We start from the raw sequence: 26,350 nt of genomic DNA on the forward strand, positions 1-26,350 counted from the left end.
GCCGGACGATGACGTAGTTGCCGGCGGCGGGACCGCTGATCGCGGCGCTGTCCACCGTGATGGCATAAGTCCCGACATTGGACAGTTCGGTGGCCTGCGTGGAGAGCGCAGCGACCATCGTGTTGGACACCTGATCGCCGTTCTTCCAGCCGGTCGTCGTCGCGGTGAGCGTGGGGTTGGCTTCGCCGAAGAGGCGGCTCTGGTTGTTGGCCGCAACCGTCAACTGCGCCGGATCGATTAACAGCGAACCATCGGCATAGGTGAGAACATAGTTGCCCGCCGCCGCGCCGGTCAGCACGCCGTTCGACGGCGTGATCGCATAGGCGCCCACAGATGAGAGCACGTTGGCCGTCGTGGCGAAGTCCACCGAACTCAGGTTTGTCCTGGTCTGATCGTTGTTGACGAATCCGGTGAGCGTGAAGTGACTGTTCTGGCCGGCAGCGATCCAACCGGGATTGGTGTCGCCATAGACCCGGCTGTCGCTATCGGCGAGCAGGGTCAGCGGACGGGGGACGATCTCCAGATTGCCGGGCGTGTAAGAGACGATGGTGTAGTTGGTGTTGACTGCCAGCGAGCCGATATTGGTGGGGTAATGGCCGACGTTTTCGCCCGCCGTCCGCCCCTGCGCCCCGCTGAGCACTGTGGCGGCGCTCTCCCCGTTCTTGAGGCCGGTGACGCCGAAAGTCAGTTCGGGATCGGCGTCTCCATAGGTCTTCAGGAAATTGTCCGAGACAATCGACAGCGGTGCGGGGATGACGGTCAGCGTGCCGTTGCTGAAATCGTACGTGTACCGATCATACACGAACCCGGATGTCGGCGGCGGTGTCACCACCAGCGGATAGTCGCCCACCGGGGACGTCGGCGTCGCGCTGGTGGAGATTGTCGGGAGCGGCAGCTCATAGCCGCTGATCTGGCTGGCGACGTATTGATCGACGCCGAGGAAGGTTGGGCCGCTTCCCTGGAAGGAGAACGCCGGATTGGCATCGCCATATTCGCGCGAAACCGGGTTGGGGGTGCCGCTGAGCGAGACCTGCCGGATCTGCACCGTGCCGGGCGTAGTCGTCGTGCGATAGAACTGGACTTGCGCGGCTTCGGCGAACTGGACACCGAAATCGGGCGCGAAGAACAAGCGGAGCGCGGCCGTCACGCTGCTGGTAGCCCCGCCGAGCGAGGCGATCAGGTTTTCGGAAATGCTCTGCTGGGGGTGATAGCCGATTTCCTCGGGATCCGTCCCGCCAACGCCGGAAAAGCCCTCAACGCCCCATGCGGCCGTGGTGTAGACGGGGTTGGTCCAGGTCACCACCGAACCGCCCGCCGCCGCGAGTGCGAAGCCAGCCGGGCGGTTGGCGGCAGTCGTTTCAGGCGCAACCGTGTAAGCACTGCCGCCGATCGAATAAGTCAGCGAGCGCACACCGTAGTCGGAAGAATCGGTGAGCGACGGATCGGGCTGGTTGCTGTTCCCCGGCAGGGGTTGATAGGGCAAGGCGGAGAAGACCAGCGTGTCGAACGTCTGCCCGGCCTGCGCCCCGGTAAGCGCCAGATTTAGCACCTCGTCCACCGGCCCAGTTGGGGCGGTCGTCGAAGTGAACTCCTGCGTTTGCAACAGATCGGTGGTGGTCTGCTCCACGCCGCTCAGGGTCTGGAGCGTGAAGGGATCGACCACGGTGCCGACCGGGCTGGTGTTGGAGGCATTGGTCTCGCGGAACAGGAACGTGCCGCTCCGCGCCGAACCGGCCAGGTTCAGCGTGAAATTGTCCCAACTGCCCAGACTCACCGTGCCGCCGATCGCCCCGATATTCTCGGCCAGGATCGCGCTGTTGTCGGCCTGGATGATGCTGCCGGTCGAGCGGGTCTGCATCCACAGCGTGCCGCTACCGGTGGCGATGATGGCCCGCCGGGTAAAGTCCGTCTCGGTCGATCCCACGGTGCCTAGCAGGATATTGCCTTCGGCGCGCAAGGCCAGATTGCCGTTCTGCAACAGGATGGGCGCGTTGACGTGGATCTCGCTGTCCGGCCCGGTGGTGATCAGCTCCAGGCCGTTGGGCGATCCGGCCAGAGTGGTCGCGACGATCGGCGCATCGACGGTGATAAGGTTGTCAGCGACCAGCTGCACGCTGTTCGACGCCAGCGCGGAAACGACCGTGGAGGCATTGATCGAGGAAGGCCCGGTCGCACCATTGGCCTCGCCCGGCGAGGACGCGGAGCCGCCGCTCGCCACGATGGCAAGGCTGGTCGGATCGAGCAGCCATGTGCCCGTTCTGCCAAGCGCGCTATAAGTCGAGACCGCGGCATTGGCGCCGATGTCGAGCAGGCCCGAACTGGAGGTTTCGACAAGGCCGCCGGCGGCATTCTTGCCCGTGGCCCCAGCCAGCACCTGACCATCGAAATGAGTCGCCCCATCCGACCAGACGACGACCTTTCCGCCGCCCCCGACACCGGACACATCGAGCAATGCCCCGGAAGCGACCGTTACGTCATGCGCATGGGCCAGCGTTCCCTGCCCGCGATAGTCGCCGCCGACAAGGATCGTCCCGCCGGCCCCCTCACCATGAGCGTCGATGCGCGCGCCACCGGCAAGGTTTACCGATGTGCCGGTGATCGCCACTTGCCCGCCGCTTGCGCCGCCAATGCCGCTCGCATCGATCCGACTGGCAGCGCCCAGTTGCACTTGTCCGCCTTCCGCCAGCAGGGACACTTTCCCGGCGCTTGTCCCAATGCTCCGGGCTTCCACCACGCCGTCGAGATTGATCGCAAGGGCCATCACGTCCCGCGCGGTCCGGGCAGTGAGCACCACGCTGCCGCCGTCCGCCGAAATGATCCCGCTGTTGGCCACGAGCGCACCGGCCTCCGTGGCCTTATGAGTCACCGGATCGGTGATCGCCACCTGCACCATCCCGTCGCCGGTAAAGTCGATGGTCGCCGCCGATCCCGCACCCAGCGTGACCGAGCCGAGGCGGGCCTGAATCAGCCCGTCATTGGCGACGCTCCCGCCCAGCAGCGCAACGAAACCCCCGTCCGCAACTTTTATCCGGCCCGAATTGCGCACTTGTGCGGAGGAATCGCCCGAACCGGTCAGCACCAGCCGCCCGCTATCGAGAAAGCTCCGTTCGTCGACATTGAGCGTAGTGGCGACCAGCGAACCGACATCGATGCGGGCATTGCTGCCGAACACCACGCCGTTGCCGTTCTGGATGATGACGCGGCCATTGGCGCTAATGGCGCCGTCGATCGCACTCGCGGTGGCGGAATGGACGCGGTTGAGCGTGGCCGACTGCGCGTCAGGCTGCGCGAAGACGACCGATTCCTGCCTGGCCACATCGAAACTCGCCCAGTCCACCACGCCGCGCGGGGCGGATTGGGTAACGGTCGTCACTGTGCCGCTGCGGCTGACGGCCATGGTGGACGAATCGTAGACGGCCCCTGCGGGTCCTGCTGATGCGGCGTGGGCAGCGAGGCTGAAGCATCCTGCGAAAACCGAACACCCCAGAAGGAGCACTTGCCTTGCGCGAAGCATCTGCGTCATCGGGCACCTGCCTCCATCGCTTCCGGCCGCGCAAACGATAAAGAATGATCGCGCCCGAAATCAGTGAAAACCCTGAACCAGGATACATTGTGCGGTAAGCAAAATCAGTTCCATGTATGCACATGAAATCTGGAGAGAGTCTACCCTATAGTCATATAGCTAACGGATTAACTCGCCGCAGAAGTGTCATAATATTCGATGCAAACTTGTTATGAGCGCCCGAAACCCGTCATTATTGAGCGAAACAGACAAACTGCACACCCTTTCTCGAACGTTCCTATTTTCGCTGTTTTCGTCTATTCTTGAAACCGGATGGCGTTTCCATCCAGCTCAAGCGCTCAAAGATGCGAAGCATGGCCGGAAACGGAGACACAATCCGCCCGAGGCATCGCCTTCAGCAACTCTGCGTGGAACGTCCCGCTATAGGTCTGCGCGTTGGAACACGCGTTCAACGGCAATGCGAAAAGGAGCGCGGCGGACCACCCGCACAACCTCCGGATCGATCCCGGCATTGGCCAGAACGGGAGGCCATTCGCCCGGACGCATCGAGCGCGCGATCGAGAGCTGCCCATCCTCGCGCACGATGCGGTGCACGCCCATGGCGCGGGCCAGCCATGGAAATCCGTGGTAGGCGAAAAAATGGCGATGCAAGTCGCAGATCAGCCATCCCTTGCAGGCCTCGGCTTCCATGAAACGCACGAAGCGCTCCAGTTGATCGTCGCTCATGTGATGGGCAACCTGGCTGCTGACGATGAAATCGAAGCGTTCGGGTTGCTCGGCATAGTCTCCGGTGCGGTAATCGATGTTGAGGCTCGCCGGTGTCGCCGCCCGGGCCAGACCCTCGCTGGCGGGGTTGAGATCGACCCCCATCAGCCTTGCGGCGATGTTCCGCTTCGCCGCCCACTTCGCCACCGTGCGCAACTGGTCGCCATAACCGAAGCCGACGTCCAGCAGGCTGAACGACCTGCCCTCGCCAAGCGCGCGCGCCAGGAAGGCGGTTGTCGAATGCGCCGTGAAAGTCCAGCGATTGACCCGCCCCAGATCGCGCAAGACCTTGCCATAGACACGCGGGTCAAGGTCCAGAGCATCCATCTGCTCTTCCAGGCGGGACCGGACGGACAGGCTTTTCACTGCACCACGATCTCGCCGGTCATGCCGAAGGAGCTGTGCATGAAATGCGTGCAGCGCAGCTTGTAGGTTCCCGCGTGCGGCGTGACGAAATGGACATCGACACTCTGCCCCGCATCCAGCGCAATCTTGCCGCCCGAGACTTTCGCACGGTCCGCATCCATGACCTTCGCCGCCGCGAAGAATTCCTGCGCCGCGAAATCATGCCCGCCCGACGCCCGGTTTTGCAGGCGCAGATCATAGGCCTGCCCGGCCTTCAGCGTAATCTTGTCGGGCGTGAACTTGAAGTTGGAAAGCTCTACGGAGACGACCTCGGCGTGGGACCAGTCCGGCGGGCCCGGCGGACTTTGCGCGGCAGCCGGTGCGGCAGCAAGCATCAATACGCCGATGGCGATCCCATCACGAACAATCATGTGCCAAACTCCTGCATCCTTTTGACCGCACAAACTTTTCCCGGCCCTCTTTCCGGCCGGGGCCAGCAAAGGTATCTCACCATTCGGTCATGCGTTGAAGCGCTATCTGCCCCTTCGCGGGGCTTGCCGGAACCGGAGAAAGCGCGCAGTCTCCGAAATGTATCGCGTGGGAGCGTAGCGATGAAGGGCATATGCATGGCGATGGCGTGTGCACTCGCAATTTTCGGCTCCCCGCAAACGGTTGCGGCACAAACGGGCGTCTATGGCCGGTGGCTCACCGATGACGGGGCTGGCGTGGTTGAAATCGCCCCATGCGGCAGCGCGCTTTGCGGCAAACTGGTAGCCGTGCTCGATCCCAAGGCCCCCGCGCACGACATCAACAATCCGGACCCCGCGCGCCGCGCCCTTCCGCTTGTGGGCGTTTCCATTCTGACCGGCCTCGTGCGAAGCGGGGACGGGTGGAGCGGCGGTCAGGCTTATGACCCGAAGGCAGGCCGCACGTACCGTGCTTCCATCCATCTGGCGCAGGACGGCAGGCTCGACGTGACCGGCTGCCTCCTCTTCGCCTGCCGCACCAAACACTGGACCCGGTTCAAGGAGAAACACGGATGACCTATGAAGATATCCTGGCCCTGATGGCCAAGGAAACGGGACTTCCGATCGAAAAGCTCCAGCCGGATATCACGCTCGCCACGCTCGACATTTCGTCCATCGATCTGGTCAGCATGCTGTTCGAGCTTGAGGACCAATACGGGATCGAACTTCAGCCCGAGGAACTCACGCGCGAGATGACCTTGCGCCAACTGTTCGAACGCATCGGGGTTGCCGTGCCGCAATGAGCGAACGCGTCCTCATCACCGGCATGGGCTGTGTAAGCGGGCTCGGCTACGGCGTTGCCGCGAACTGGCAATCCGTGCGCGAGGGCCGCAGCGCAATCCGTCCGCTCGCGCCATCGGCGCCGCCGGGCATAGCGGCGTGGGTTGACGATGCGGCAGTAGAAGCGCCGTTGCTCAAGGGCGTGGAGCCGGAACGCCTGCGCCGACTGGGGCGGCTCGACAGGCTTTCCGAATTCGCACTCGAAGCCGGGCTGGAAGCCGTTGCCAATGCCGGGCTGGCGCAGCATCCGTCACTGGCGCAGCGAACCGCAATCGTGCTGGGCTGCGGCAGCGGCGGCAACACCACGGTCGAAATCGCCTACGAGCGGCTCTTCGGCCAAGGCCAGCCCAAGGCCCATCCCCAGACCATTCCCAGTTCGATGATCGCAGCGCCCGCCGCCCATCTGTCCATGCTGCTGGGCGTCCACGGCCCTACCCTGACTTTATCCGGCGCCTGTGCCTCGTCCGCCCAGGCACTGGGCGAAGGCATGCACATGATCCGCGCCGGACGCGCCGATATCGTGATCGCGGGCGGGGCGGAGGCATGCCTCACGCGCGGTTCGCTCGCCGGTTGGCAATCGCTCGGCGTGCTGGCGCCTGACACCTGCCGCCCGTTCTCACGCGATCGCCGCGGAATGGTCCTCGGCGAAGGGGCCGCCGTGCTGGTGCTGGAAAGCGAACGCCATGCCCTGGCTCGCGGCGCGACCATCCACGGCGAACTGGCCGGCTACGGCACATCGAGCGACGCCGCCCATATGACCGCGCCCGATGTCGACGGGATTGCCGCCGCGATCCGCGCGGCGCACGACGATGCCGGCATTCCCGGTGAGGCCACGGCACTCATATCGACGCATGGCACCGGCACCGGACTCAATGATCCGGCCGAAACGGCCGCCATGCACCGGGTCTACGGCTCCGCGCTCGCACGCCACCGGGCGATCGCGACGAAATCCGCACATGGACACATGATCGGTGCGACCGGCGCAATCGAGTTCCTGATCGGCATGATGGCGCTTGGCGAAAATACCGCCCCTGCCGTGCTCAACTACCTCGGCCCCGATCCCGAGTGCGACCTGCCGCTGGTACTCGAACCCGAAGTCTTCGAGCCGGAGATTCTCGTATCCAACAGCTTCGCCTTCGGCGGGCTCAATTCGGTTCTGGTGGGGCGGCGCGCATGACATCCACCGTGGCCCGCATCAACCGCATCGGAACGGCCAATCCGCCGTTCGAGGTCCACGACGCGTTCCTTCGCTTCGTCGCTTCGGAACTGCCCGACGAACGCACCCGTCATGTGTTCGAGCGCATGGCCGCGCGTTCCGGGATCGAGCGGCGCTTTTCCTTCCTCCAGCCAGTGGTGCAGGAAGACGGTACAGTCGTGGAGACCGGCGGGTTCTACGGCAACGGCCCCTGGCCTTCGACCGGCACCCGCATGAAACGCTACGAGCGCGACGCACCCCGCCTCGCGCTGGAGGCGATTGCCGCACTTGACGGGGATATCGGCAAGGCAGGCATTACCCACCTCATCGTCGCCTCTTGCACCGGATTCATGGCCCCCGGGCTGGACCAGGTCATCATGGCCGAGGCCGGCCTCGATCCCGGCGTGGAGCGTACTGTCGTGGGCTTCATGGGCTGTTATGCGGCGGTCAATTCGCTGCGGCTGGCGCATCATATCGTCCGCTCCGAGCCCGCTGCGCGCGTGCTGGTGGTGACGATCGAGCTGTGCAGCATCCATTTCCAACGCAACCACGATCTGCCCAGCCTGCTCGCGATGCTCCTGTTCGGAGACGGTGCGGCTGCGGCGCTGGTCACCGCCGAGCCCGGGGGGATCGCCCTGCACGACTTCCGGGCCGCGACGATACCGGGAACCGCCGATGCGATCACCTGGAACATTCGCGATCAGGGCTTCGACATGCACCTTGGCGGCGAAGTTCCCGCCCGCATTGCCGCCGCGCTCGCCGCAGATGCCATGCGTAACGACGGGCATGGCCTGCTGCGCGGGCAATCGCCCGAGGACTTCGCGCTATGGGCGGTCCATGCGGGGGGACGGACCATCCTCGACGCGGTGGAGCACGGGTTCGCCCTTGGGCCCGAGGCGCTTGCCCCCTCCCGGTCCATCCTGCGCGACCGGGGCAACATGTCGTCCGCGACGCTGATGTTCATTCTGGCCAAGATGCTGGCGGACGAGGCGCGAGGTCCGGGCATGGCGCTGGCCTTCGGCCCGGGCATGGCGGCGGAAAGCTTCCGCTTCACCATCGAGGATTGAGGTGGCCGATGCCCTCATTCTGGGCGGAGGCCTTGCGGGCAGCGCCGCCGCGTGCCTGATCGCGCGCGACGGCAAACATGTGAGCCTGCTGGAACGCGAGACCGGCCCGCATCACAAGGTCTGCGGCGAATTCCTGTCGATCGAGGCGGTCGGCCATCTGCACCAGCTGGGTGTCGATCCTCTTGCGCTCGGCGCCGTGCCGATTGAGCGGATCCGCGTCGTGCAAGGGCACCATGACGTGGAGGCCGCCCTGCCCTTCACGGCGCTTGGCCTCAGCCGTTTCACGCTCGACGAGGCACTGATCGCCAAAGCCGAGACGTATGGCGCCCACGTCGAACGCGGCGTGCGGGTACTGGAGCTAAGCGGACGTACCGCGCGCACGACGCGGGGGGAGCGCGAAGGCCGCCGCGTCCTGCTCGCCACCGGTAAGCTACCCGTTCGCGAACAGGGCGTGGTCCTTTCCGGCCGCGCCGAAGACGGCTTCGTCGGCTTCAAGATGCACTACCGCCTCACGCCGGCAGCCGCGCGGCAACTGGCGGGAACGATCGTGCTGGCACTGTTCGACGGCGGCTACGCGGGCCTTCAGCTCGTGGAGGATGAGCGGGCCAACCTCTGCCTCATACTGCGCCGCAAGACGTTCTCGCAGCTGGGCGGGGACTGGACGGCGGTGCGCGGATGGTTCGAAAGCAATCCCGTGCTGCAACGGATACTGGCAGATGGCGATGCCCTGTTCGAAAAGCCGGTGGCGGTCGCCAACCTGACTTACGGCCTGCCGTCCCGCGACCACGCCGAAGGACCGGCGCTGAGCCTGGGCGACCGCTGGGCGATGACGCCCTCGCTTACTGGCGACGGCATGGCCATAGCCCTGCGCAGCGCCTTTCTCGCGGCGCAATGCGTCCTTTCGGAAGCGGATGCCGCATCCTATCATCGCCGGCTTGCGGCCCAGACACGCCGCCAGATTACCCGTGCAATGGTCCTTCAGAACGGGCTGGAATCATCGGCGCTCCGCTTCGCCGCATATTGGCTGGCGCGCCTTCACCCCCCTCTTCTTACCCGCGCAGCCCATGCAACGCGGCTGCCTGCCTGGAACGAAGCCTAGCAGCACTCTTTTGAGAAGCCGGCAACGGCAGCACTCCTACAAAGCCAAGGCCCTCAATGAAGAACGGGGCCATCATTCCGCATCCTTTGGCGCAACTGGCCGATGATCTTCCGAGACTCGCGCTTCCGGGCGGTTTGCAAGACGTAGATCCTTCCGGGTCAATCAATGAACCCCGATCCACCGACCAAGCTTCTCGGTTGGCATTTCTCACTACTTGCGTGAAAATATTGGCGGATTTAATCTGCGGGTCGCCATATTTTATGGACAGATGCCGTGAACATTTCGTGATGCATTCACTGAAATTGCCCGAAGATCAGCGGAGAGGGGTCCACAGTGCAACACCAGAAGCTGACAGCCGTAGCGCTCATTACGCGAAATTCTCTCTCCTATATTGAAAGCGTATTTTCGCTTAATGAAGCTCGTCAGCTTATCGTCAACGTTCCCGACGAATCGTTTGCCCATGCCTTGACCGGATTGGACATCGAACGCTGCATCACCCCCGAAGAAGGCGGTGGCTGGTTTGTTGCAAGTCATCCTCTGATCCGGGCCGATCTTCCGGCTCAGGTTACCTATACTTCGGGTACGGAGGGCAAACCCAAGGGTATTGTCCTGACCTATGCCAATCTCGCGGATGCCTCGGAACGCATAATAAACCAGATGGAGTTGACGTCTGACGTGCGTGAGTATGTGGGCGTGCCGGTTAACTACAGTTTCGGTTTTGCGCGCATACGCGCCGTCAGCGCGGTGGGCGGCCAGGCCTATCTGCCGCCACGCGGTTTCGATCCCCTCGAACTATCGCGAATGCTCAAGTCAGGCGAAGTCAACGCCCTGTCTGCGGTTCCCACGCTTCTGCGGATATTGCTTCAGGCGAAGGCCGTGATCGGTGACGCCGGCAAGAAGCTGCGCTGGATGGAAATCGGTTCGCAATACATGTCCGCGGCTGAAAAGCGCGAGATTCGTGAACTCTTTCCCAATGCCCGGATCGTTCAGCACTACGGCCTCACCGAAGCGTCCCGCAGCACTTTCCTGCGGATCTCGGAAGTTCCGGACGAATTGCTGGAATCGGTCGGTACGGCCGTCGGCGCGACCGAGGTGGCCATATCCGAAGAGGGGCGCATCCGTATTCGTGGTCCTCACGTTGCCCGCTGGCGCCTGGATTCCGAAGCCTTGCTGGACCTTTGCGGCCCCGATGGCTGGCTGGAAACCAACGACCTGGGGCACATCAAAGACGGCCAACTTTATTACGACGGCAGGGCAGATGATCTGATCAACGTCGGCGGTATAAAGATCAACCCGGATACACTTGAGGCACGGATTGGTCAAAATCTGAGGCAAGGCGGCAAGATCATCGTGACCAAGGTGCCTGACGCACTTCGCGGCGAAGGTATTCTGGTGGCGGCAGAGACGCCTGACATTACCACCGATCAACTCCACTTTGCTTCGGCAGAGGCTCTGAAAGAGCTTGGAATTGTTGCAGGCGATGCCTTGCACGTAAGGATCGTGTCCGCCCTTCCGCGGACAGCGACGGGCAAGCCCTTGCGCCGCCTTCTGGCCGATGAATTTGTGGAGGCAGGCAAAGTCGCCGCCGCGGCTCCCGTTTCAGCTCAGGCGGTTGAAGCAGAGCCTTGCGACGTACTGGGCTTCTTCCGGCAATTCTTCCCCGGTCGACGCATCGGGCCGAATGACAGCTTCGAGACCATGGGAGGAGACTCCCTCAGCTACATCCAGTTTTCGCTCGGACTTGAGGAGCGCTTCGGCGCTCTGCCCGACGGGTGGGAATCGATGACCATTGAACAACTGGAAAAGCGCGCGGGGACCAGCGAACGAGGAGGATGGCGCAAGCTGGACGCCTCCACGTTGACGCGCGCATTCTTCATGTTGTGCATTGTTGCCGAGCATCTCGATACATTCATCTACAGCAAGAATTGGGGCGCTGCCTATTTCCTGTTCATGCTGGGCGGTTACAGCATCATCCGCTTCCAATGGCCGGAAATCAGCAGAACCGGCAAAGTCGATACGATCTTCGGAACCGTGCTCAACGTCGCCATTCCGACGATCCTGGTCGTCGCCTTTATGCAGAGTTGGGCCAGAACGTTCGAACTGAAGCCTTTGCTGCTGATCTCGAACTGGTTCGATCCCAGCCAATATCATATCGCGTACTACTATTTTGCGGAAATATACATTCAGCTGATACTCGTAGTGGCTGTGATGCTTTCGTTCTCGAAAATTCGTACGGCCATTACGAATAGCCCCATGGTTTTCTGCACCGCCTTTGTGGTTATTGCGACTATTGCAAGCTGGATGGTCGAGCGGGTCTGGGATACGAACTATCTCTACCATCGTACGCCTATCTGGTACCTGTGGACGGTCGCCGCAGGCATGTTGATGGGCTGCGCACGGGATCGTCAAAACCGGGTCGTGGCCATGGTGATCGTGAGCACCGCGGTTTTGATCCATCACGGCTACACCTCGGCCAGCGCCTACATCATCGGCGGCGCGGCGCTGTTGCTCTTTGGCACCGCGATCAAGGTGCCCTCGGTGGTAAAGTCGATAGTATCCGAGATCGCCGGCTCGTCGATGTTCATATATCTCAGCCACGCACAAGTCCGGTCGATAGTCATCCGGCTGTTTCATGGACCGAGGCCGTGGATTGCCTTTTACGTCGCCATCGGGTTCGGCATTGTCTTTGCCCACTCGTACCACTGGGTCGATCGCAAGGTGCGTGTGTTCCTGAGCACCTATCGGGGCAGGGTGAACGCCGGTGGCATACCCAAGGACGCCCTGCTGCGCGGGTGAAGCAGCGGCTGTTTCGAAGGGCCGAGAGGTCAGTAGAAGCGCGGTATCGGACCCCATTGCGGGGTCCGATCAGGTAAATCGACCTCGACTTCGTCCACCCAGCACCAGCCCCATCCCTCGGGCGGATCATAGCCTTCGATGATGGGATGGTGCGTCTCGCGGAAATGGGCGCGGGCGTGGCGGTGAGGGGATTCGTCGCAGCAGCCGACATGGCCGCAGCTGCGGCACAGGCGCAAATGGACCCACGGGCTGCCGATCTTCAGGCACTCTTCGCAGCCCTTGGCGCTGGGAGTGACTTCGTTGATGGTCATGCTGTGCGAACATCCCGTCATGGCGCGTCCTTCCGATTGGTGGCGAACATCGTATGGATCTGGGAAACCACCGCCGCGCCCTCTCCAACGGCGGCGGCGACCCGCTTTGTCGAACCGGCCCGAACGTCGCCGATGGCGAAGACGCCGGGCATCGTCGTTTCGAGCGGCAGATGGCCATGCCCGGTCACGACGAAGCCGTGGTTATCCCTTTCCAGTCCCGGCGGCAGCCAGCCCGAATTGGGATCGGCACCGATGAACAGGAACATGTGACGCAGGGCCTGCTGGTGAAGCGTACCATCCGCATTGTACCGGATAGTCGCACCCGCCAGTCCGCCAACGACGTCACCCTCCAGCGCCACCACTTCGGCGCCGACATGCAGTTCGACATTGGGCAACTGGGCTATCCGGTCGATCAGGTAGCGTGACATCGTATCGGCAAGATCGCGCCGCACGATCATGTGCAGCTTCTTCACCTGCGGCGCGAGAAAGACCACGGCCTGCCCTGCCGAGTTGCCGCCGCCGACCAGGGCAATCTCCTCGCCCGCGCAGAGCCGCGCCTCGATGGGTGAGACCCAGTAGGATACGCCCGCCCCTTCGAAGCGTTCCAGCCCCTCGATCGCAAGGCGCCGATAGCGTGCGCCCGAGGCGACCACCACAGCGCGCGCCTGCACGCCATGCCCACCTGCGAGTTGCAGAGACAGATGGTCGCCGTTCCGCTTCAGATCTTCCACTTCGGCCGGAATCGCCATCTGCGCGCCGAATTTGAGCGCCTGGTTGAAGGCCCGCCCCGCCAGCGCGTGCCCGGAAATGCCGGTGGGGAAGCCGAGGTAATTCTCGATCCGCGCCGAGGCACCCGCCTGTCCGCCCATGCTACGCGCATCGAGCACGACCACAGATAGTCCTTCCGAAGCGGCATAGACCGCTGCGGCAAGGCCCGCCGGACCGGCGCCGACGATCATCACATCGTTTACTACATCGGGATCGATCTGCGCGGAAAGGCCAAGGCAAGCCGCCAGATCGGTCTCGCGCGGGCGGCGCAGGATCGGGCCGGTCGGGCAGACGACCAGCGGATATTCCGCGGGATCCACGCCCAGCCGCTCGACCATCGCCTTGCCCTCGCCGTCCTCGCTCACGTCGAGGACGAGATAGGGGTAACCGCTGCGACGCAGGAATTCGCCCAGCCTGACCACATCCGGGCTGCCCGGTACGCCAATCAGAACCGTGCCGGCGCCGCCCTCCTCGATAAGCCCCACGCGGCGCAGGATCAGGGCCCGCATGACCGTCTCGCCCAGTTCAGCCGAGCCGATCATCAGCGCCCGCAAATGCGCGGCATCGATCGGGATCGCCGTGCAACCATCCGGTCCGGCCCGCCCGCCCGCGATCGAGGGGCGACCGGCCAATTGATTGATCTCGCCCGTGAATTGGCCGGGACCATGGGTGGTGACATGGGCTTCCCGGCTCAACCCGTCGCGGCGCTGGACCTCGATATGCCCCGCGAGCACCAGCCAGGTGGGCGAATCCCGGTCGCCAATGGAATAAACCGCATCGCCGGGGGCGAAAACGCGCTCCGGCCCACTCGCGAAACGCCGCGCGGCGGCCACTTCGGCAGCGCCAAGCACCGGGAACATCTGGTATTCGCGACTCGAGATCGTGCTCATGCCAGTCTCCTGCCGAGGTTCCGATCGTTCCGGATGCCCTATCGGAGCGTAACCGACCTTTTAATCGAGCGCTATTCTCTCTCTCGTCATGATAGATTGGCTTGTGGTTCAGCGTTTCAGTTTATGCCCTAGGGCGTAAACTCATAAACGGCGCCATCGAGGTTTGAGGCAAAATGGTTCAGCGCCAGGAAGGAAGACGAAGGAATATGTCGATATTTCAAGTCTTCCTGACGCAGCGATGGACCATTTTGGCCAAATCCCGAAGGGACGCCCAAATGGCTTCCATCTCGAACCAAAGCGGCCTCGGACGGGCAACCAGCCCGCCCGGCGGCCCCTTCGGCCCGAGATGTTCGCCATTTGGGCGCCTCGATGGCGCCGTTTATGAGTTTACGCCCTAGTCAACGGAAGAGTCGTCAACGAGGAAAATCGCCCGCGCAGGGCAGCGGTCGACCGCCCGATGCACCATATCCTCGAATTCCGCAGGCACCTCACCGACCAGCACGGTAGCATAGCCGTCGTCGTGCAACTCGAACGCTTCGGGACAAAGCCCCACGCAGATCCCGAAACCGGCGCATAGATCCGGATCGACACGGACTTTCATCGCGCAACAGCCTCCACCGGGTCAAACTCCAGATTGATGTGCGTCAGTCCGCGCAGAATGAAGGTTGGCAGATAGCTGTAGCGGCGTGCGTCGCGCGGGCCGTGAACTTTCTCGGAAATGCGAATGTCGCTGGTCCGATCGAACATGCGGTTGAGGCTGACGACCGCCTCCGCCCGCGCCAGCGGAGCGCCGGGGCAGGCATGACGACCGGCACCGAATGCCACGTGGAGCCGGGCATTCTTGCGGGCCATGTCGAATTCGCCGGGGTTTTCGAACTTGCGGGAATCCCGGTTGGCCGCGCTGTTCGAGATATAGAGGAAGCTGCCGGCGGCGATATCGACCCCGCCAAGGGTCGTCGGCTTCTTGGCCAGTCGGAAGTCGCCTTTGACCGGGCCCTCGATGCGCAGGCATTCCTCGACGAAATTGGGGATGAGGCTGCGGTCTTCGCGAAGGCGCTGCTGGAGGTCCGGCCGCTCGCCGATCACCTGGAAAGCGTAGCTGAGCAACCGCACCGTGGTTTCCTGCCCGGCGGCGAACAAGTTGGCCGCAATGCGGGCGACGTCGATCGGTTCCGGCACCTCGCCGCCGGGGAATGTCGCCTTGGCGAGGCCGGTCAGGATATCCTCCTTGGGATTGGTCCTGCGGTCCGCGATATAGGCCGAGAACGTATCGTACAGCCACTGCAACGGCGAGTGATGAACGCCTCCGTCGGTGCCGCCGACCACGGCGCCGCCACTCTCCTGCTCCACGCGAATGAGGTGCTTGCGGAACTCGACCCGATCCTCAGGCGGCACGCCGAGCAGGTCCGATACGACAAGCACGGCGAAGGGCTGCGCGAAGGCATCCATGAACTCGCACTCGCCGCGCGCAAGGAAGGTGTCGATCTGCTCGTCCGCCAGCTTCCACATGAACTCCTCATTTTCCCTGAGGCGCTTCGGCGTGATGAGCGACATCAGCAGCGACCGGTGCATGGTGTGCACCGGCGGATCCATCGTCGGAAGCTGATCGCTGAACGGCGTCTGATCGCGATAGGCTTCGATCAGTTCGGAAACATCTTCGTTTTCATGCCCCTCGAACGGAATGGGGCAGCCTGCGAACGGTCCAGTCGTCGACATGCAGGAAGAGAAGCGAGCGGGATCGTTATAGACCTCAAGGGCTTCGTCATAGCCGGTGACCATGATGATGCCCTGATGCGGCTCACGCACTACCGGAGACTGGTCTCTCAGATAGTCGAAATAGGGGTACGGGTCGTTGACGAACCGGTCGCTGCGGAAGAAATCATGCTCCTCAAACGCGTGGGGCGTGTCGTTCATGGTCTCTCCTCTGGCGTCGCCGGAATGTTCACGGTCTATGTTTGGCTGATAGCCGATCGGGCATATAGCAATGACGCCGGAGACCAGCCACAAGCCCGGTTTGGACACAAATACTCATCGCCTGAACGATCAGCCCCATTTTTTGGCCTTTGTCCAAAGAATGGAGAAACGGTCGGCAGAGTCCCGGGAATAAGCGGCCAAGTAACGCAGACAGGCGCGCAATCACCACGGTTCGGCCGGTATGGGTCTTCCGCGCTTCGCCAAAGGCGCGGTATATGCGCGCCAATGGCGGAGCTTTCAGCAAACCCACAGCTCCGGGCCGGGGGACTGATGGCTCCGCTGCTGCTCGGATTGCTGCCCGGGGCCTCGGCATTAGGCGGGGGCGTCACGGGAGAGATCGGCCCGGTCACGCGCATGATCCCCGGTGTAGCGACAGGCTTGCAGGCCTTCGCCCTCCCCTTGCCCTCCACTCCCCTGCCCGCTCTTCCCGAGGTGGTTCCCCCCGGTATGCCGGACGATGCCGCGCGCGAGGCGGCCAGGCGGATCAATGCCTCCATTCCTTTTGCCAGCGGACGCGAGACGCCGGCCGCGCCGTTCCGCTTCGTCGGATCGCAGGAGGACCGACTTCGCGCGATCGACTGCATCGCCAGCGCCGAGTACTACGAAGCCGGCGGCGATCTCGACGGGCAGCGGGCGGTCGCGCAGGTCGTGCTGAACCGGATGCGCCATCCCGCCTTCCCCGCCAGTGCCTGCGGCGTCGTGTTCCAGGGCGCCGAGCGCGCGACCGGTTGCCAATTCACCTTCACGTGCGACGGTGCCATGGCAAGGCGGCCGATGCCCTGGCTTTGGGACAAGGCCCGCGCGATCGCGGCAAGCGCACTCAATGGCGCCGTGTTCGCGCCGGTTGGACATGCCACGCATTATCATACGGATTGGGTAGCCCCGCCCTGGAGCGGCGAACTCGACAAGATCGCGCGCGTGGGACCGCACCTGTTCTTTCGCTGGCGTGGCGGCTGGGGCAGTCCGGCGGCCTTTCGCCAGCGTGTCGATCCCGGAGAGTCGACGATTGCGCCTCTAACAGCGCTTGCAACCGGCCAGGAACCGGATCCGCTTGCGGCCGGGACCGGGGCCGACCTTATTCCGGCCGTAGCGACGGCTTTGGCCGACCCGCCCGATCCCACGTCTCCGGATGTGATCGGTGTGGACCTGCGGGGCGCCCGGCTGAAACTATTGAAACCGTCGGGCGATGCCTTCGGCCTGCTTTTGCCGCGCACCGCCCCCGGCTCCTTCGGATCGCTCGCGCTCGATCTCTGTCGCGGGCGCAGTTTCTGCGAGGTGACGGGCTGGGTCGACAGCGCGGACATTCCCCGAAGCTATCCGATCCCGACTAGCGCGCGGCGGTCCATGGCCTTTCTCTATTTGCGCGATCAGGCCAGCCACCGCGAGATGACCGCGTGGGATTGCAAGCTCTTTCCCCGTAACGATCCCACCGAGTGCCTGCGCAAGGTAACCGCGCCCAAGATCGTCGCAGCCAGCGCGCCCGCAGTGAAAGTCGATGCGCCGACCGCCTTGCAATAGCCGGCATCCGCGCCCTGCCCGTGCGAACCTCGAAAACCGTTCACCGCGTCCCGGCAAAGGCCCATCGCACCGCCTCCGCCATGGCCCGCGTGCCGATCATTTGCGGCCACGCCGAAGCCCCCGGCCGCTTCAATCCCAGCAAGATCCGCGCGAACGGTGGCAGGAGATCCACCGCCGCGACCGCAAGGGTTCTCGCCACCGCGCCGGAGCGCCGCTCCCGCTCGCCATTCAACAGGAACGAGGCCACCTCGCGCGCCGCAAGACTGCCTTCGAGCTCACCTCGCATGTCAGCCATCAGCGACTGGGCTTCCAGGCGATTGCGCGGAAGCGGCGAAGCCCCCAGCATCTCGGCCACGACCGCGCTTTGTTCGAAATAGCGATCCTGCGCGGCCGGTGGCATGCCGGGATCACCATAAGCCAGATAGGCCTCCAGAAAGCTCGTCGCCTCCGCAAGATGTACCCATGCAAGGACCCGAGGTTCGGTCGCCGAATACGTCCGGCCATCCGGCATTGTCCCGGTGACGCGCGCGTGAATGGCATTGACCCTGTCGATGGCTTTCCGGGCCTCATCGCGATGGCCGTAAGTGGTCAATGCAATGAACCGCGCGGTTCGGCGCAGCCGCCCCTGCACATCCTCGCGAAAATCGGAATGATCCAGCACGCCCTGCAACGCCGCCGGATGGAGCATCTGCAACAGCAGCGCCCGCATGCCGCCCACCATCATGGCCACGACATCGGCGTGAACCATGCGGATCGGGCTATCAACCTCGAACAATGCCTCGTTCGAAGGAACGACCGGCGTCTCGCCCTTCTCGCGGTCATTGAAAACGCCGCGCACCTGCCGCACGAGCAGGCCGCGCACGGCGGAAGCGGGACCGGGAATGTTCAGCGCAGCCATAAGGCGATCCTGCCTGAAATCGAGACGACGCGATAGCGACTGCCCGATGACAAAACGACTGGCCGACGGTAAGGCTCCGGCCCCGCCTTTTCCGGCCACACCTCTATCAAGCCGCAGCCATGTCCCGCTCCTCACCCGATGCCCTGTACCGCGCCGCGGCGTTCCTGGATCCCAGCCCCGATTTCCGCGTGCTGCGCCGTCTTCAGCCGGTCTCGCGATTTCATGCGCCCAGGCCAGGTGGCACCAGCAGGATCGGCGTTGCCATCGATGTCGAGACGACCGGCCTTGACCACGAGACGGACAAGATCATCGAACTCGCCATCCAGCGTTTCCGCTTCGATGACACCGGCCGCATCGTCCAGGTCGGACAACCAAGGGTATGGCGCGAGGATCCCGGCGTGCCGCTTGATCCCCGAATTACGAAACTGACGGGTCTCACCAACGAGGTTCTCGAAAACCAGAAAATCGACGAGGCACTCGCGATCGAGATCCTGTCCTCCGCCGACCTCATAATCGCCCATAACGCGCGCTTCGACCGCCCCTTCGTCGACAAGCGGCTGCCGGCTATCGCGGGCAAGCCGTGGGCGTGTTCGATGGCCGAACCGGATTGGCTTGAACTGGGCTTCGACGGCAAGGCGCTGGCCCATCTCGTCTCGCAGTGCGGCTGGTTCTATGAGGGGCACCGCGCCGAAAACGACATTCTGGCGCTGATCTACCTTCTCGCGCACGACCTGCCAGACGGCGTGACGATCCTTGCCAAATTGCTCGCCGCGTCGGAACAGCCAAGCTACCGCGTCAATGCGATCGACGCCCCGTTTGAATCCAAGGATCTGCTCAAGGCCAGGGGCTATCGCTGGAATGCAGCGCTCCGGTTCTGGTCAAAGGAAATCTCCGCGACCGATCATGATGACGAGAAGCTCTGGCTGACGAACGAGGTTTACCGCGGGTTCGGCGAACCGGCGTTCATCTCCGTCACGGCATGCGAGCGGCACGGCAAGTCCTGAGGAAGCCGCACACGCTCGACGCTGCCACGGGTATCAGGGGCGCATGGCGAAGGCGATCGTGTTGGTGTTCGCGGTACAGGCGGTGGAGGCCCCCGGGCGATAGCTCATGTCGTACTGCACGCCTTTGCCAACTTCGGTCGCCGCCTTTCCGAAGATCAACGGCGGATAGGAAACGAGCGGGCGCACGTTCGCCGTCGAGCCATTGGCGTTGATGTCGTATTCCAGATTGACCCAGCCTTCGAAGCCCATTTGCATGGCTGACAAGGGATAGTCGCCGCCAGTCACATTGGTACGCCGGAGCGCCGGGGGCAGGCTGAGCAGAGCGCACTGTTCATCGGTCAGTCCAGTCTTGTCGTAATAGGTCTGGGCTTGCTTCAGATTGCCCGCTGCTGCGGCGCGATTGGCTTGCTCCAGCCAAGCGAGCTGCCGCAGCGGATGGGTTTCGGGCAGCCGCGTATCTTGCGCCACTTGCGCCACCCAGGCGTCGGTCTGCGGATCGCGCCGCGTCGTCCGCTCTCCCGCGGCATCGAGCAGGAGCGTGTCTGCGGCCAGTGCGTCGGCGGCGATCGCCGGCTCCGCCGCCAGCGCAGCCCTCGCCCGGCTGCGATCCCGTGCCCTCTGCTTGCTGTCCGGATCGCGATGCACCAGTTGCTCTACGCGCAGCGAGTTCGTGAGTTCTGCCGGAAGAGAAGCCTGCGTGGCGATTTGAACGGCCTTGTCGGCCAACGCGGACGGGGCATAAGGATCGAGATCCAGGATCATGCCCAGCGCTGCGACGCGTACCGCTGCGTTGGCGGCGCCGGTTTCGTCTTCTCCCAGCCGGTGCAGCCGGGCGAGCACGGCGATACGATCGCCCTCCAGAGTATCCGCCGGCAGGACCGTCGCGGCCCAGTTGGCAAAGCGCGCGTTCATAGGTGCCCATAGGCCAGGAGCCTTGCCCAGCCGATTGCTGCAGCGCACTTCCACGCGCGCGGCGACGCGATAGAAGGCGGGAATGGCTGCGGCACTGTCCGGCCCCCAATACCAATCATGCACGGCCTGTTCGAAGGCGGCCGCCACTTGCGGACCACCCCGCGAATAGACGGTCTGCGCGTAAGCCACGGTGCCATCGTCATTGATACCGAACTCCACCACGGCCACGTCATCCGGGCGCAGGCCGGTCTCCTCACCGCACAGCGGCGGATCCATCGATTCCGCATGGACGAACGGCTTGCCGGAAAGGCGTCCGGCACCGGTATAGGCCAGATAGAGTCGGGCATCGTCGCGGCGCCCGATCAACATGGCTGCCATCGCCAGGTCCCCGCGCAAGGAAACCTCGTCAACCGTCGTGCGCAGGGTCAGCCCGCCGCTGAGTGCCAGTGCCTGCTTCAGCTCCTTGTAGGCTTCTTCCGCCCGGCCCTGATTGAGCAAAGTGCGCGCGTAGAGCGTGCGATAGGCGATGGCGTTCTTTTTATTCATCTCCGGAAGCGAGTCCATGATCGCCAGCGCTTCACGCGCCGGGGCAAGCGCTTCTTCGGTTCCGTCGAATGCGGTCGCACGGGCCAGACGCAGCAGCGGGTCGAGCCGGAAGGCGCCGGTGCGGCCTTCCAGCGCCAACCGGTAGTAGGCCGCGGCGCCCGTGCGATCGGAAAGGGCCATGCGCACATCGCCCAATGCCATCCGCGCTTCCGATACGTCGGAGGCGAAGTCCGGCCCGGCGGCAACCAGTGCGGGCAGACCCAGCGCGATCGCGCGCTCCCCTTCATCGCGGCGGATCTGGCGGACCAGGCAGATGCCCTTGCGAACCGCCACCGCCGAAGCGGGGAACGAGCCCGGCTTGAGGTGAGGATCCTTTTCCAGCGCCTCGAACTGCGCGATCGCTTCCTTGCATTGGCCGCTGTTTTGCAGAGCGCTGGCCGCATCGAACTTTTCCTGAAGCGTCGTTGGCGCCACAGGTGCGGCAGCGGCCGAAGCGGCCGCAAGAAAAAGCATCAGACTCACGAATCTTCCCCCATCGCATCACGCAGATGCAACGGCTGACCTATGGCGCGTCTTGCGCGATGTCCACGGTGATCGATGCCATTCTGGCTTTGACGGCGGGCTCGCGGTTGGCAGGGATGTCCCTTTCCGAACGGCCCCGGATTTGAAGTGCCCTATCAAGATATGGCAGGAGCGTTCGCGGCCCGATCTCTACCCAAAGCGCGGCGGCTCAACAAGATTTTTTAAGCAGTCGCTTATTTTATGCCACAGAGGTATTGCGATGGATTGGGAGCACCGAACTTGACCATGACCAGGAAGCGAAAGAGTGACGAAAGCGCCGGAACCAAGAAGGCCATCCTGGACGCCACTCAGCAGATAATGTGCAATGAGGGCTATGCCGCCGTCAGCTCACGACGAGTGGCCGAAGTGGCCGGCCTGAAGTCCCAGCTCGTCCATTATCACTTCGGTACGATGGACAATCTGATGCTCGCCCTGTTTCGCCGCGCGGAAGAGGATTATCTGGCCCGCCAAGTCCGTTCACTCACATCGACGAGCCCGCTGCGCAGCCTTTGGGAGGAGTCTCTCCAGCAGGCCGACGCCCGCCTCACCATCGAATTTATCGCTCTTGCACGCCATTCCGAGGCTATTGGCAACGAAGTCCGGCGGGCGAATGAAACGACCAGAAACATCCATAGCATGATCATCGCAGGCGCTTTGGAGCGTGCCAACATACAAAGCGCGCCGGCTCCGGAAGTCGTGGCCTTTCTCATTGCCGCCATCAGCCGAACACTCGGGACGGAAGAAGCCTTGGGAACGTCGCTGGCCCATGATGCCGTTCACGCGTTTCTCGAGAGCCTGCTCAACAAGCTGGAACCGGCTTCAGCCCCGTAACGGGGCGTCAAATGGCCGATCGCCCGACACTGCCACTTCCGGCTGATCGGTGCGCCCTTCCGAGTACAATTTATCCGTTCGCATGATACGCCCTACAAAAATATTGAGCGAGTGCTTTAATTTCTATAGGAGACATCCGGGCAGCGGGCTCAAGTTCCGCGCCATGAGGACGAGATGTCATGGGGCCAGTGGATTTCGAGGGGCTGTTCACGCCGTTCCAGCTCGGCAAGTTCACCCTGCCCAATCGTTTCGTCTTTCCGCCGATGGGGCTCGAAGTCTGCAAGAATGGCATCCCCGGCGATGACTCGGCCGAATACTACGCCCGGCGCGCGCAAGGCGGCGCCAGCCTGGTAATCACCGAAGGGGCCTACATCGACCACCCCTCCTCGGGCGACAATCCGATGCTGGGCCGGATCCGCGGCGAGGACTCGTGGGATGCATGGCGCAATGTGGCCACCAAGGTTCACCGCGAAGGCGGCCTCTGCGTGCCCGAACTATGGCATGTCGGGTTGATCCCCAGCGGTCCGGATCTGCTCGCGGGCAAGGGCATAGTTTACCGTCCGGAACTGGGCCAGGTCAGCCCCTCGGGCTATATTGCACCGGGCCAGAAGGTGGCCGAAGGCATGTCCCATGCGCAGATCGACGAAGTGATAGCCGCTTATGCTCGCAGCACTGCCAAGGCCGTAGAGCTTGGCTTCGACGGCATCGAACTGCATGGCGCCCACGGCTATATCATCGACCAGTTTCTCTGGAAGGAACTGAACCATCGCACCGACCGCTACGGCGGCAGCCCGAAAGCCCGCGGTCAATTCGCCGCGGAAGTGATCCGCGCCTGCCGGGCCGAGCTTGAACCCGGCATGCCGATCATCATGCGGATGTCGTTCTGGAAGATGGCCGATTTCAATGCCCGCCTCGCCGAAACGCCGCAAGAACTTGAAGATCTGCTCGCCCCGCTGGTCGAAGCAGGCGTCGATCTGTTCGATTGTTCGCAGCGCCGTTTTTGGGAGCCGACTTTCGCTGACGGCAGCGATCTGAACCTGGCTGGCTGGGTCAAGAAAGTAACCGGTGTGCCAAGTTGCACCATCGGTTCGATCGGGCTCGACATGGATTTCCTCGCCAGCCTCAGCGCCGACACGGTCGCGCCGCTCAACCTGGAGCGACTGGACGATTTGATGCGCCGGTTCGATCGCGGCGATTTCGATCTCGTTGCGGTCGGCCGCGCGATGATCGCCGAACCCGACTGGCCCAAACTCGTGCGGGCCAGCGCATTCGATCAGCTCAAGCCTTTCGCGACAAGCCTGATGGCAGACCCGCTGATGGCGCACGTGAAATAGCGACGATAACGGGCCCGGCGTGGCTTGGCTCAGAGATTGTCAGGGAGGAAGTACGATGGCCAAGTCAAACGGCGGATCTGCCCTCCCTCCGATTGTCTACGGGCCGGCGCTGTCCGAAGAGCCTGATCTCGGCGCTTTGACCTTGGGCGGCTATTTGCGTGAGGTTACTGCACGCTTCGCAGAGCGCGAGGCACTCGTCATGCACGAGAATGGCGGCGAGATCCGCTGGTCCTATGCTGACCTTTGGGACCGCGCGATGCAGGTCGCGCGCGGACTGCGCGCGCATGGCGTCGGCAAGGACAGCCGCGTGGGCGTCATGATGACCAATCGTCCGGAATGGCTCGCCGGCGTCTTCGGCGTGGCTCTTTCCGGCGGCGTCGCCGTGACGCTCAGCACTTTTTCGACATCCACGGAACTTGACTACCTGCTGCGCAGTTCGGCCGTGTCGATCCTTTTGTTCGAAGGAAAAGTCCTCAAGAAAGACTTCTGCGAGATGCTGGCCGAATTGGAGCCAGCAATCATGCAGTGCGCTCCCGGCAAACTGGTTTCGCAGAACTATCCGTTCCTGCGCCGCCTTTTCAGGGTGGGCGCCACTTTGCCAAGCGGAGCGATCGAACCGTGGGACGCGCTTCTCGCGAGTGCGGCATCGATACCGGAAGCCGTGATCGAGGAAATGGCGGCGGCGGTTCAGCCGCACGAACTGGGGGCCATCCTCTATTCGTCGGGCTCCACGGCACTGCCCAAAGGCATCCTCAATACGCATCGCGGCATGTGCATCCACTTCTGGCGTTGGCCGCGGATGTTCGGGTTGGCCGAAGACGTCCGAAGTTGGGCGCCGAACGGTTTCTTCTGGTCGGGAAATTTTGCGACCGTATTGGGGGCCACGCTTTCGTCGGGCGGCTGCCTCGTCCTGCAATCGACGTTCGACCCGGTCGCCTCGCTCGAACTTCTTGAGAAGGAGCGCGTCAACTATCCTGTCGTTTGGCCCCATCAGGCCAAGCAAATGCGGGAGGCGCCGAACTGGGACACGGTCGACCTCTCTGCCATGAAATATGTCGACTTCGCTCTGCCACTTGCCCAGCATCCGACCATTCGCAGCACATGGTCGGAACCGGTCTGCAATTACGGCAGCACCGAGACGTTCACGGTCACCACCTGCTTTCCAAATTCCTCGCCCGAGAATGTCCGTGGCCGAAGTTGGGGCGAGGTACTGGCCGGGAACGCAATGAAGATCGTCGACCCGCAGACCGGAAAGACCCTGCCGCGCGGAAGCCGGGGAGAGATTGCGGTAAAGGGGCCGACGCTGATGCTCGGCTATCTCGGCATCGACCCTGCCGACACCTTCGATGCCGACGGCTTCTTCCACACGGGTGACGGCGGCTATCTCGACGAATTGGGGCGGCTCCAGTGGGACGGCCGCCTCTCGGACATCATCAAGACCGGAGGCGCCAACGTATCGCCGCTCGAAATCGACGCGGTGCTGGAGAAATGTCCCGGCGTCAAAGTTGCCCGGACCATCGGAGTCCCGCACGACACCTTGGGCGAAATCGTGATCGGCTGCATCGTCCCGGAGGACGGCGTGATTCTCGATGCCATGGCGGTTCGGAATTTCGCCAGGCAGTCACTCGCGAGCTACAAGATACCACGAGAGATCCTTTTCTTGCGTGAGGAGGAACTGGTCCTCACCGGCAGTGCCAAGATCAGATCATCCGAGTTACGAAAGCTGGCATCGAACAGGCTGAGCGAATGCCCGTCATCGAATTCGAGTTGCCCGTCTGACAAGCGATCACGAACACCACGAGAGGATCAAGGAAATGGGGCTCCTCGAAGCTCATGCCGCACTGAAGGGTAAAGTTGCCGTGGTCGTCGGCGGCTGCGGAGAAATCCAGGGGCGGGCCTATACACTAGCTCTGGCCAAAGCCGGGATCCATATCGCTGCCTGCGACAATCACGAGGACGAGGTGGCCTCGATCGTGCCCGAAGTCGAAGCGCTGGGTGTACGCATTCTGGCCTATCATGCCGATGTCGCCGATCCGGCAGCGCTTGACGCCTTCTACGATCGCGTCGAGCAGGTCTTCGGCCAGGTCGATATCGTGGTCAACGTGCCCACCCGCTGCAAGCGCTCCCGATTCGAAGACTCCACGCGCGAAGACAATGCGCAAGATATCCGCATGAACTACGGATATATCATCGACAGTTGTCGGCGCGCGATCCCGCTGCTGCGCAAGAGCGGCGGCGGCAGCATCATCAATTTCACGACGATCGAGGCGCATCGCGGCGCCGCAACTTTCGCGGTTTACGCCGGAGCCAAGGCGGCGACCACGAACTTCAGCAAGGCGCTCGCGGTGGAATTGGGCGCGGACCAGATCCGCGTCAACCTCATCGCGCCGGATACCTCACCGGCGAAGACGTCGAATGGGTCGCTCTATCCGGAAGACTTTGCCAGGATCGAGAAGCTCGGGCCCGAAACCCTTGCCGAAGCGTCGAAGATATATGTCCCGATGAAGCGCGATCCGACGGTCGAGGATCTTGCCAACGGCGTGCTGTTTCTGGCGAGCGACCTCTCGCGGTCCATCACCGGGACGACACTGCATATCGACGGCGGCACGAGCGCGGGCGGCGGCTGGATCGATTGGCCTGACGATGGGTTCATGCCTGCTCCGCTTGGCGGCTCCATCGGCCGGCTCTTTGCCAAAGGTTGATCAG

General features: G+C 63.2%; 21 protein-coding genes. 12 read left to right on the forward strand and 9 right to left on the reverse strand.

Translation table 11 applies throughout. The features are described from left to right. The 3 genes from EDF56_RS19430 to EDF56_RS19440 form a co-directional block, all read right to left on the reverse strand. Positions 1-3,523 (reverse strand): MBG domain-containing protein (locus EDF56_RS19430; RefSeq protein WP_132390636.1); only part of this gene is annotated, 3,523 nt, incomplete at its 3' end. A gap of 420 nt (positions 3,524-3,943) precedes the next feature. Further along, positions 3,944-4,615 carry a methyltransferase domain-containing protein gene (locus EDF56_RS19435; RefSeq protein ID WP_207904795.1) on the reverse strand — a complete coding sequence of 224 codons (672 nt, stop codon included), beginning with the start codon at positions 4,613-4,615 and terminating at the stop codon, positions 3,944-3,946. A 35-nt stretch (positions 4,616-4,650) separates the two neighbouring features. Further along, entirely contained in the window at positions 4,651-5,064 is a 414-nt protein-coding gene (locus EDF56_RS19440) for a cupredoxin domain-containing protein (RefSeq protein WP_132390640.1), read from the reverse strand. A 180-nt stretch (positions 5,065-5,244) separates the two neighbouring features. Between EDF56_RS19440 and EDF56_RS19445 the strand changes: the two genes are divergently transcribed. The 6 genes from EDF56_RS19445 to EDF56_RS19470 all read left to right on the forward strand — a co-directional run bounded on the left by EDF56_RS19445 (position 5,245) and on the right by EDF56_RS19470 (position 12,097). After that, positions 5,245-5,676: a DUF2147 domain-containing protein gene (locus EDF56_RS19445; protein ID WP_132390642.1), complete on the forward strand. Its 432-nt coding sequence runs from the start codon at positions 5,245-5,247 to the stop codon at positions 5,674-5,676. Then, entirely contained in the window at positions 5,673-5,903 is a 231-nt protein-coding gene (locus EDF56_RS19450) for an acyl carrier protein (protein ID WP_132390644.1), read from the forward strand. Before EDF56_RS19445 ends, EDF56_RS19450 begins: the two co-directional genes overlap by 4 nt. After that, positions 5,900-7,117 (forward strand): beta-ketoacyl-[acyl-carrier-protein] synthase family protein, encoded by a 1,218-nt coding sequence (locus EDF56_RS19455; RefSeq protein ID WP_132390646.1) that lies wholly within the window; start codon positions 5,900-5,902, stop codon positions 7,115-7,117. The genes EDF56_RS19450 and EDF56_RS19455 overlap by 4 nt, the downstream gene beginning before the upstream one ends. After that, positions 7,114-8,202, forward strand: a complete 1,089-nt coding sequence (locus EDF56_RS19460) for a type III polyketide synthase (protein WP_132390648.1) — start codon at positions 7,114-7,116, stop codon at positions 8,200-8,202. Before EDF56_RS19455 ends, EDF56_RS19460 begins: the two co-directional genes overlap by 4 nt. A gap of 1 nt (position 8,203) precedes the next feature. Continuing rightward, positions 8,204-9,301, forward strand: a complete 1,098-nt coding sequence (locus tag EDF56_RS19465) for an NAD(P)-binding protein (protein ID WP_132390650.1) — start codon at positions 8,204-8,206, stop codon at positions 9,299-9,301. Positions 9,302-9,634: 333 nt separating this feature from the next. Further along, a complete protein-coding gene (locus tag EDF56_RS19470; RefSeq protein WP_132390652.1) occupies positions 9,635-12,097 on the forward strand; it encodes an AMP-binding protein in 2,463 nt (820 codons plus the stop codon). 29 nt (positions 12,098-12,126) lie between these two features. On the opposite strand, the gene EDF56_RS19475 is transcribed toward EDF56_RS19470, so the two are convergent. The 4 genes from EDF56_RS19475 to EDF56_RS19490 form a co-directional block, all read right to left on the reverse strand. After that, on the reverse strand, positions 12,127-12,429 hold the full coding sequence (locus EDF56_RS19475) for a UBP-type zinc finger domain-containing protein (protein ID WP_132390654.1): 303 nt from the start codon (positions 12,427-12,429) through the stop codon (positions 12,127-12,129). Continuing rightward, the gene (locus tag EDF56_RS19480; RefSeq protein WP_132390656.1) at positions 12,426-14,066 is read right to left on the reverse strand and encodes a cyclic nucleotide-binding domain-containing thioredoxin-disulfide reductase; all 1,641 of its coding nucleotides are present in this window, start codon (positions 14,064-14,066) and stop codon (positions 12,426-12,428) included. The genes EDF56_RS19475 and EDF56_RS19480 overlap by 4 nt, the downstream gene beginning before the upstream one ends. A gap of 394 nt (positions 14,067-14,460) precedes the next feature. After that, positions 14,461-14,667, reverse strand: coding sequence for a ferredoxin (locus EDF56_RS19485; protein WP_132390658.1), 207 nt, complete (start codon positions 14,665-14,667; stop codon positions 14,461-14,463). Beyond that, positions 14,664-15,980, reverse strand: coding sequence for a cytochrome P450 (locus tag EDF56_RS19490; RefSeq protein WP_132390660.1), 1,317 nt, complete (start codon positions 15,978-15,980; stop codon positions 14,664-14,666). The genes EDF56_RS19485 and EDF56_RS19490 overlap by 4 nt, the downstream gene beginning before the upstream one ends. Before the next feature lie 330 nt (positions 15,981-16,310). On the opposite strand from EDF56_RS19490, the gene EDF56_RS19495 reads away from it, so the two are divergent. Then, on the forward strand, positions 16,311-17,558 hold the full coding sequence (locus tag EDF56_RS19495) for a cell wall hydrolase (protein ID WP_165912261.1): 1,248 nt from the start codon (positions 16,311-16,313) through the stop codon (positions 17,556-17,558). A gap of 40 nt (positions 17,559-17,598) precedes the next feature. Here the strand turns inward: EDF56_RS19495 and EDF56_RS19500 are convergent, their stop codons facing one another. Continuing rightward, positions 17,599-18,456 (reverse strand): oxygenase MpaB family protein, encoded by an 858-nt coding sequence (locus tag EDF56_RS19500; protein WP_132390664.1) that lies wholly within the window; start codon positions 18,454-18,456, stop codon positions 17,599-17,601. 119 nt (positions 18,457-18,575) lie between these two features. Between EDF56_RS19500 and EDF56_RS19505 the strand changes: the two genes are divergently transcribed. Beyond that, positions 18,576-19,460 (forward strand): 3'-5' exonuclease, encoded by an 885-nt coding sequence (locus EDF56_RS19505; protein WP_132390666.1) that lies wholly within the window; start codon positions 18,576-18,578, stop codon positions 19,458-19,460. A gap of 33 nt (positions 19,461-19,493) precedes the next feature. On the opposite strand, the gene EDF56_RS19510 is transcribed toward EDF56_RS19505, so the two are convergent. Then, entirely contained in the window at positions 19,494-21,431 is a 1,938-nt protein-coding gene (locus EDF56_RS19510; RefSeq protein WP_243652730.1) for an energy transducer TonB, read from the reverse strand. A gap of 294 nt (positions 21,432-21,725) precedes the next feature. Between EDF56_RS19510 and EDF56_RS19515 the strand changes: the two genes are divergently transcribed. The 4 genes from EDF56_RS19515 (at position 21,726) to EDF56_RS19530 (ending at position 26,346) form a co-directional block, all read left to right on the forward strand. Then, positions 21,726-22,310 carry a TetR/AcrR family transcriptional regulator gene (locus EDF56_RS19515; protein WP_243652731.1) on the forward strand — a complete coding sequence of 195 codons (585 nt, stop codon included), beginning with the start codon at positions 21,726-21,728 and terminating at the stop codon, positions 22,308-22,310. Positions 22,311-22,489: 179 nt separating this feature from the next. Further along, on the forward strand, positions 22,490-23,644 hold the full coding sequence (locus EDF56_RS19520) for a 12-oxophytodienoate reductase (protein ID WP_132390672.1): 1,155 nt from the start codon (positions 22,490-22,492) through the stop codon (positions 23,642-23,644). A gap of 55 nt (positions 23,645-23,699) precedes the next feature. After that, entirely contained in the window at positions 23,700-25,496 is a 1,797-nt protein-coding gene (locus EDF56_RS19525) for an AMP-binding protein (RefSeq protein ID WP_132390674.1), read from the forward strand. Then, positions 25,459-26,346, forward strand: coding sequence for an SDR family oxidoreductase (locus EDF56_RS19530; RefSeq protein WP_132390676.1), 888 nt, complete (start codon positions 25,459-25,461; stop codon positions 26,344-26,346). The genes EDF56_RS19525 and EDF56_RS19530 overlap by 38 nt, the downstream gene beginning before the upstream one ends. Positions 26,347-26,350 lie beyond the last annotated feature (4 nt).

The sequence above is a fragment of the Novosphingobium sp. PhB165 genome (assembly GCF_004341845.1).
Classification (GTDB): Bacteria; Pseudomonadota; Alphaproteobacteria; order Sphingomonadales; family Sphingomonadaceae; genus Novosphingobium.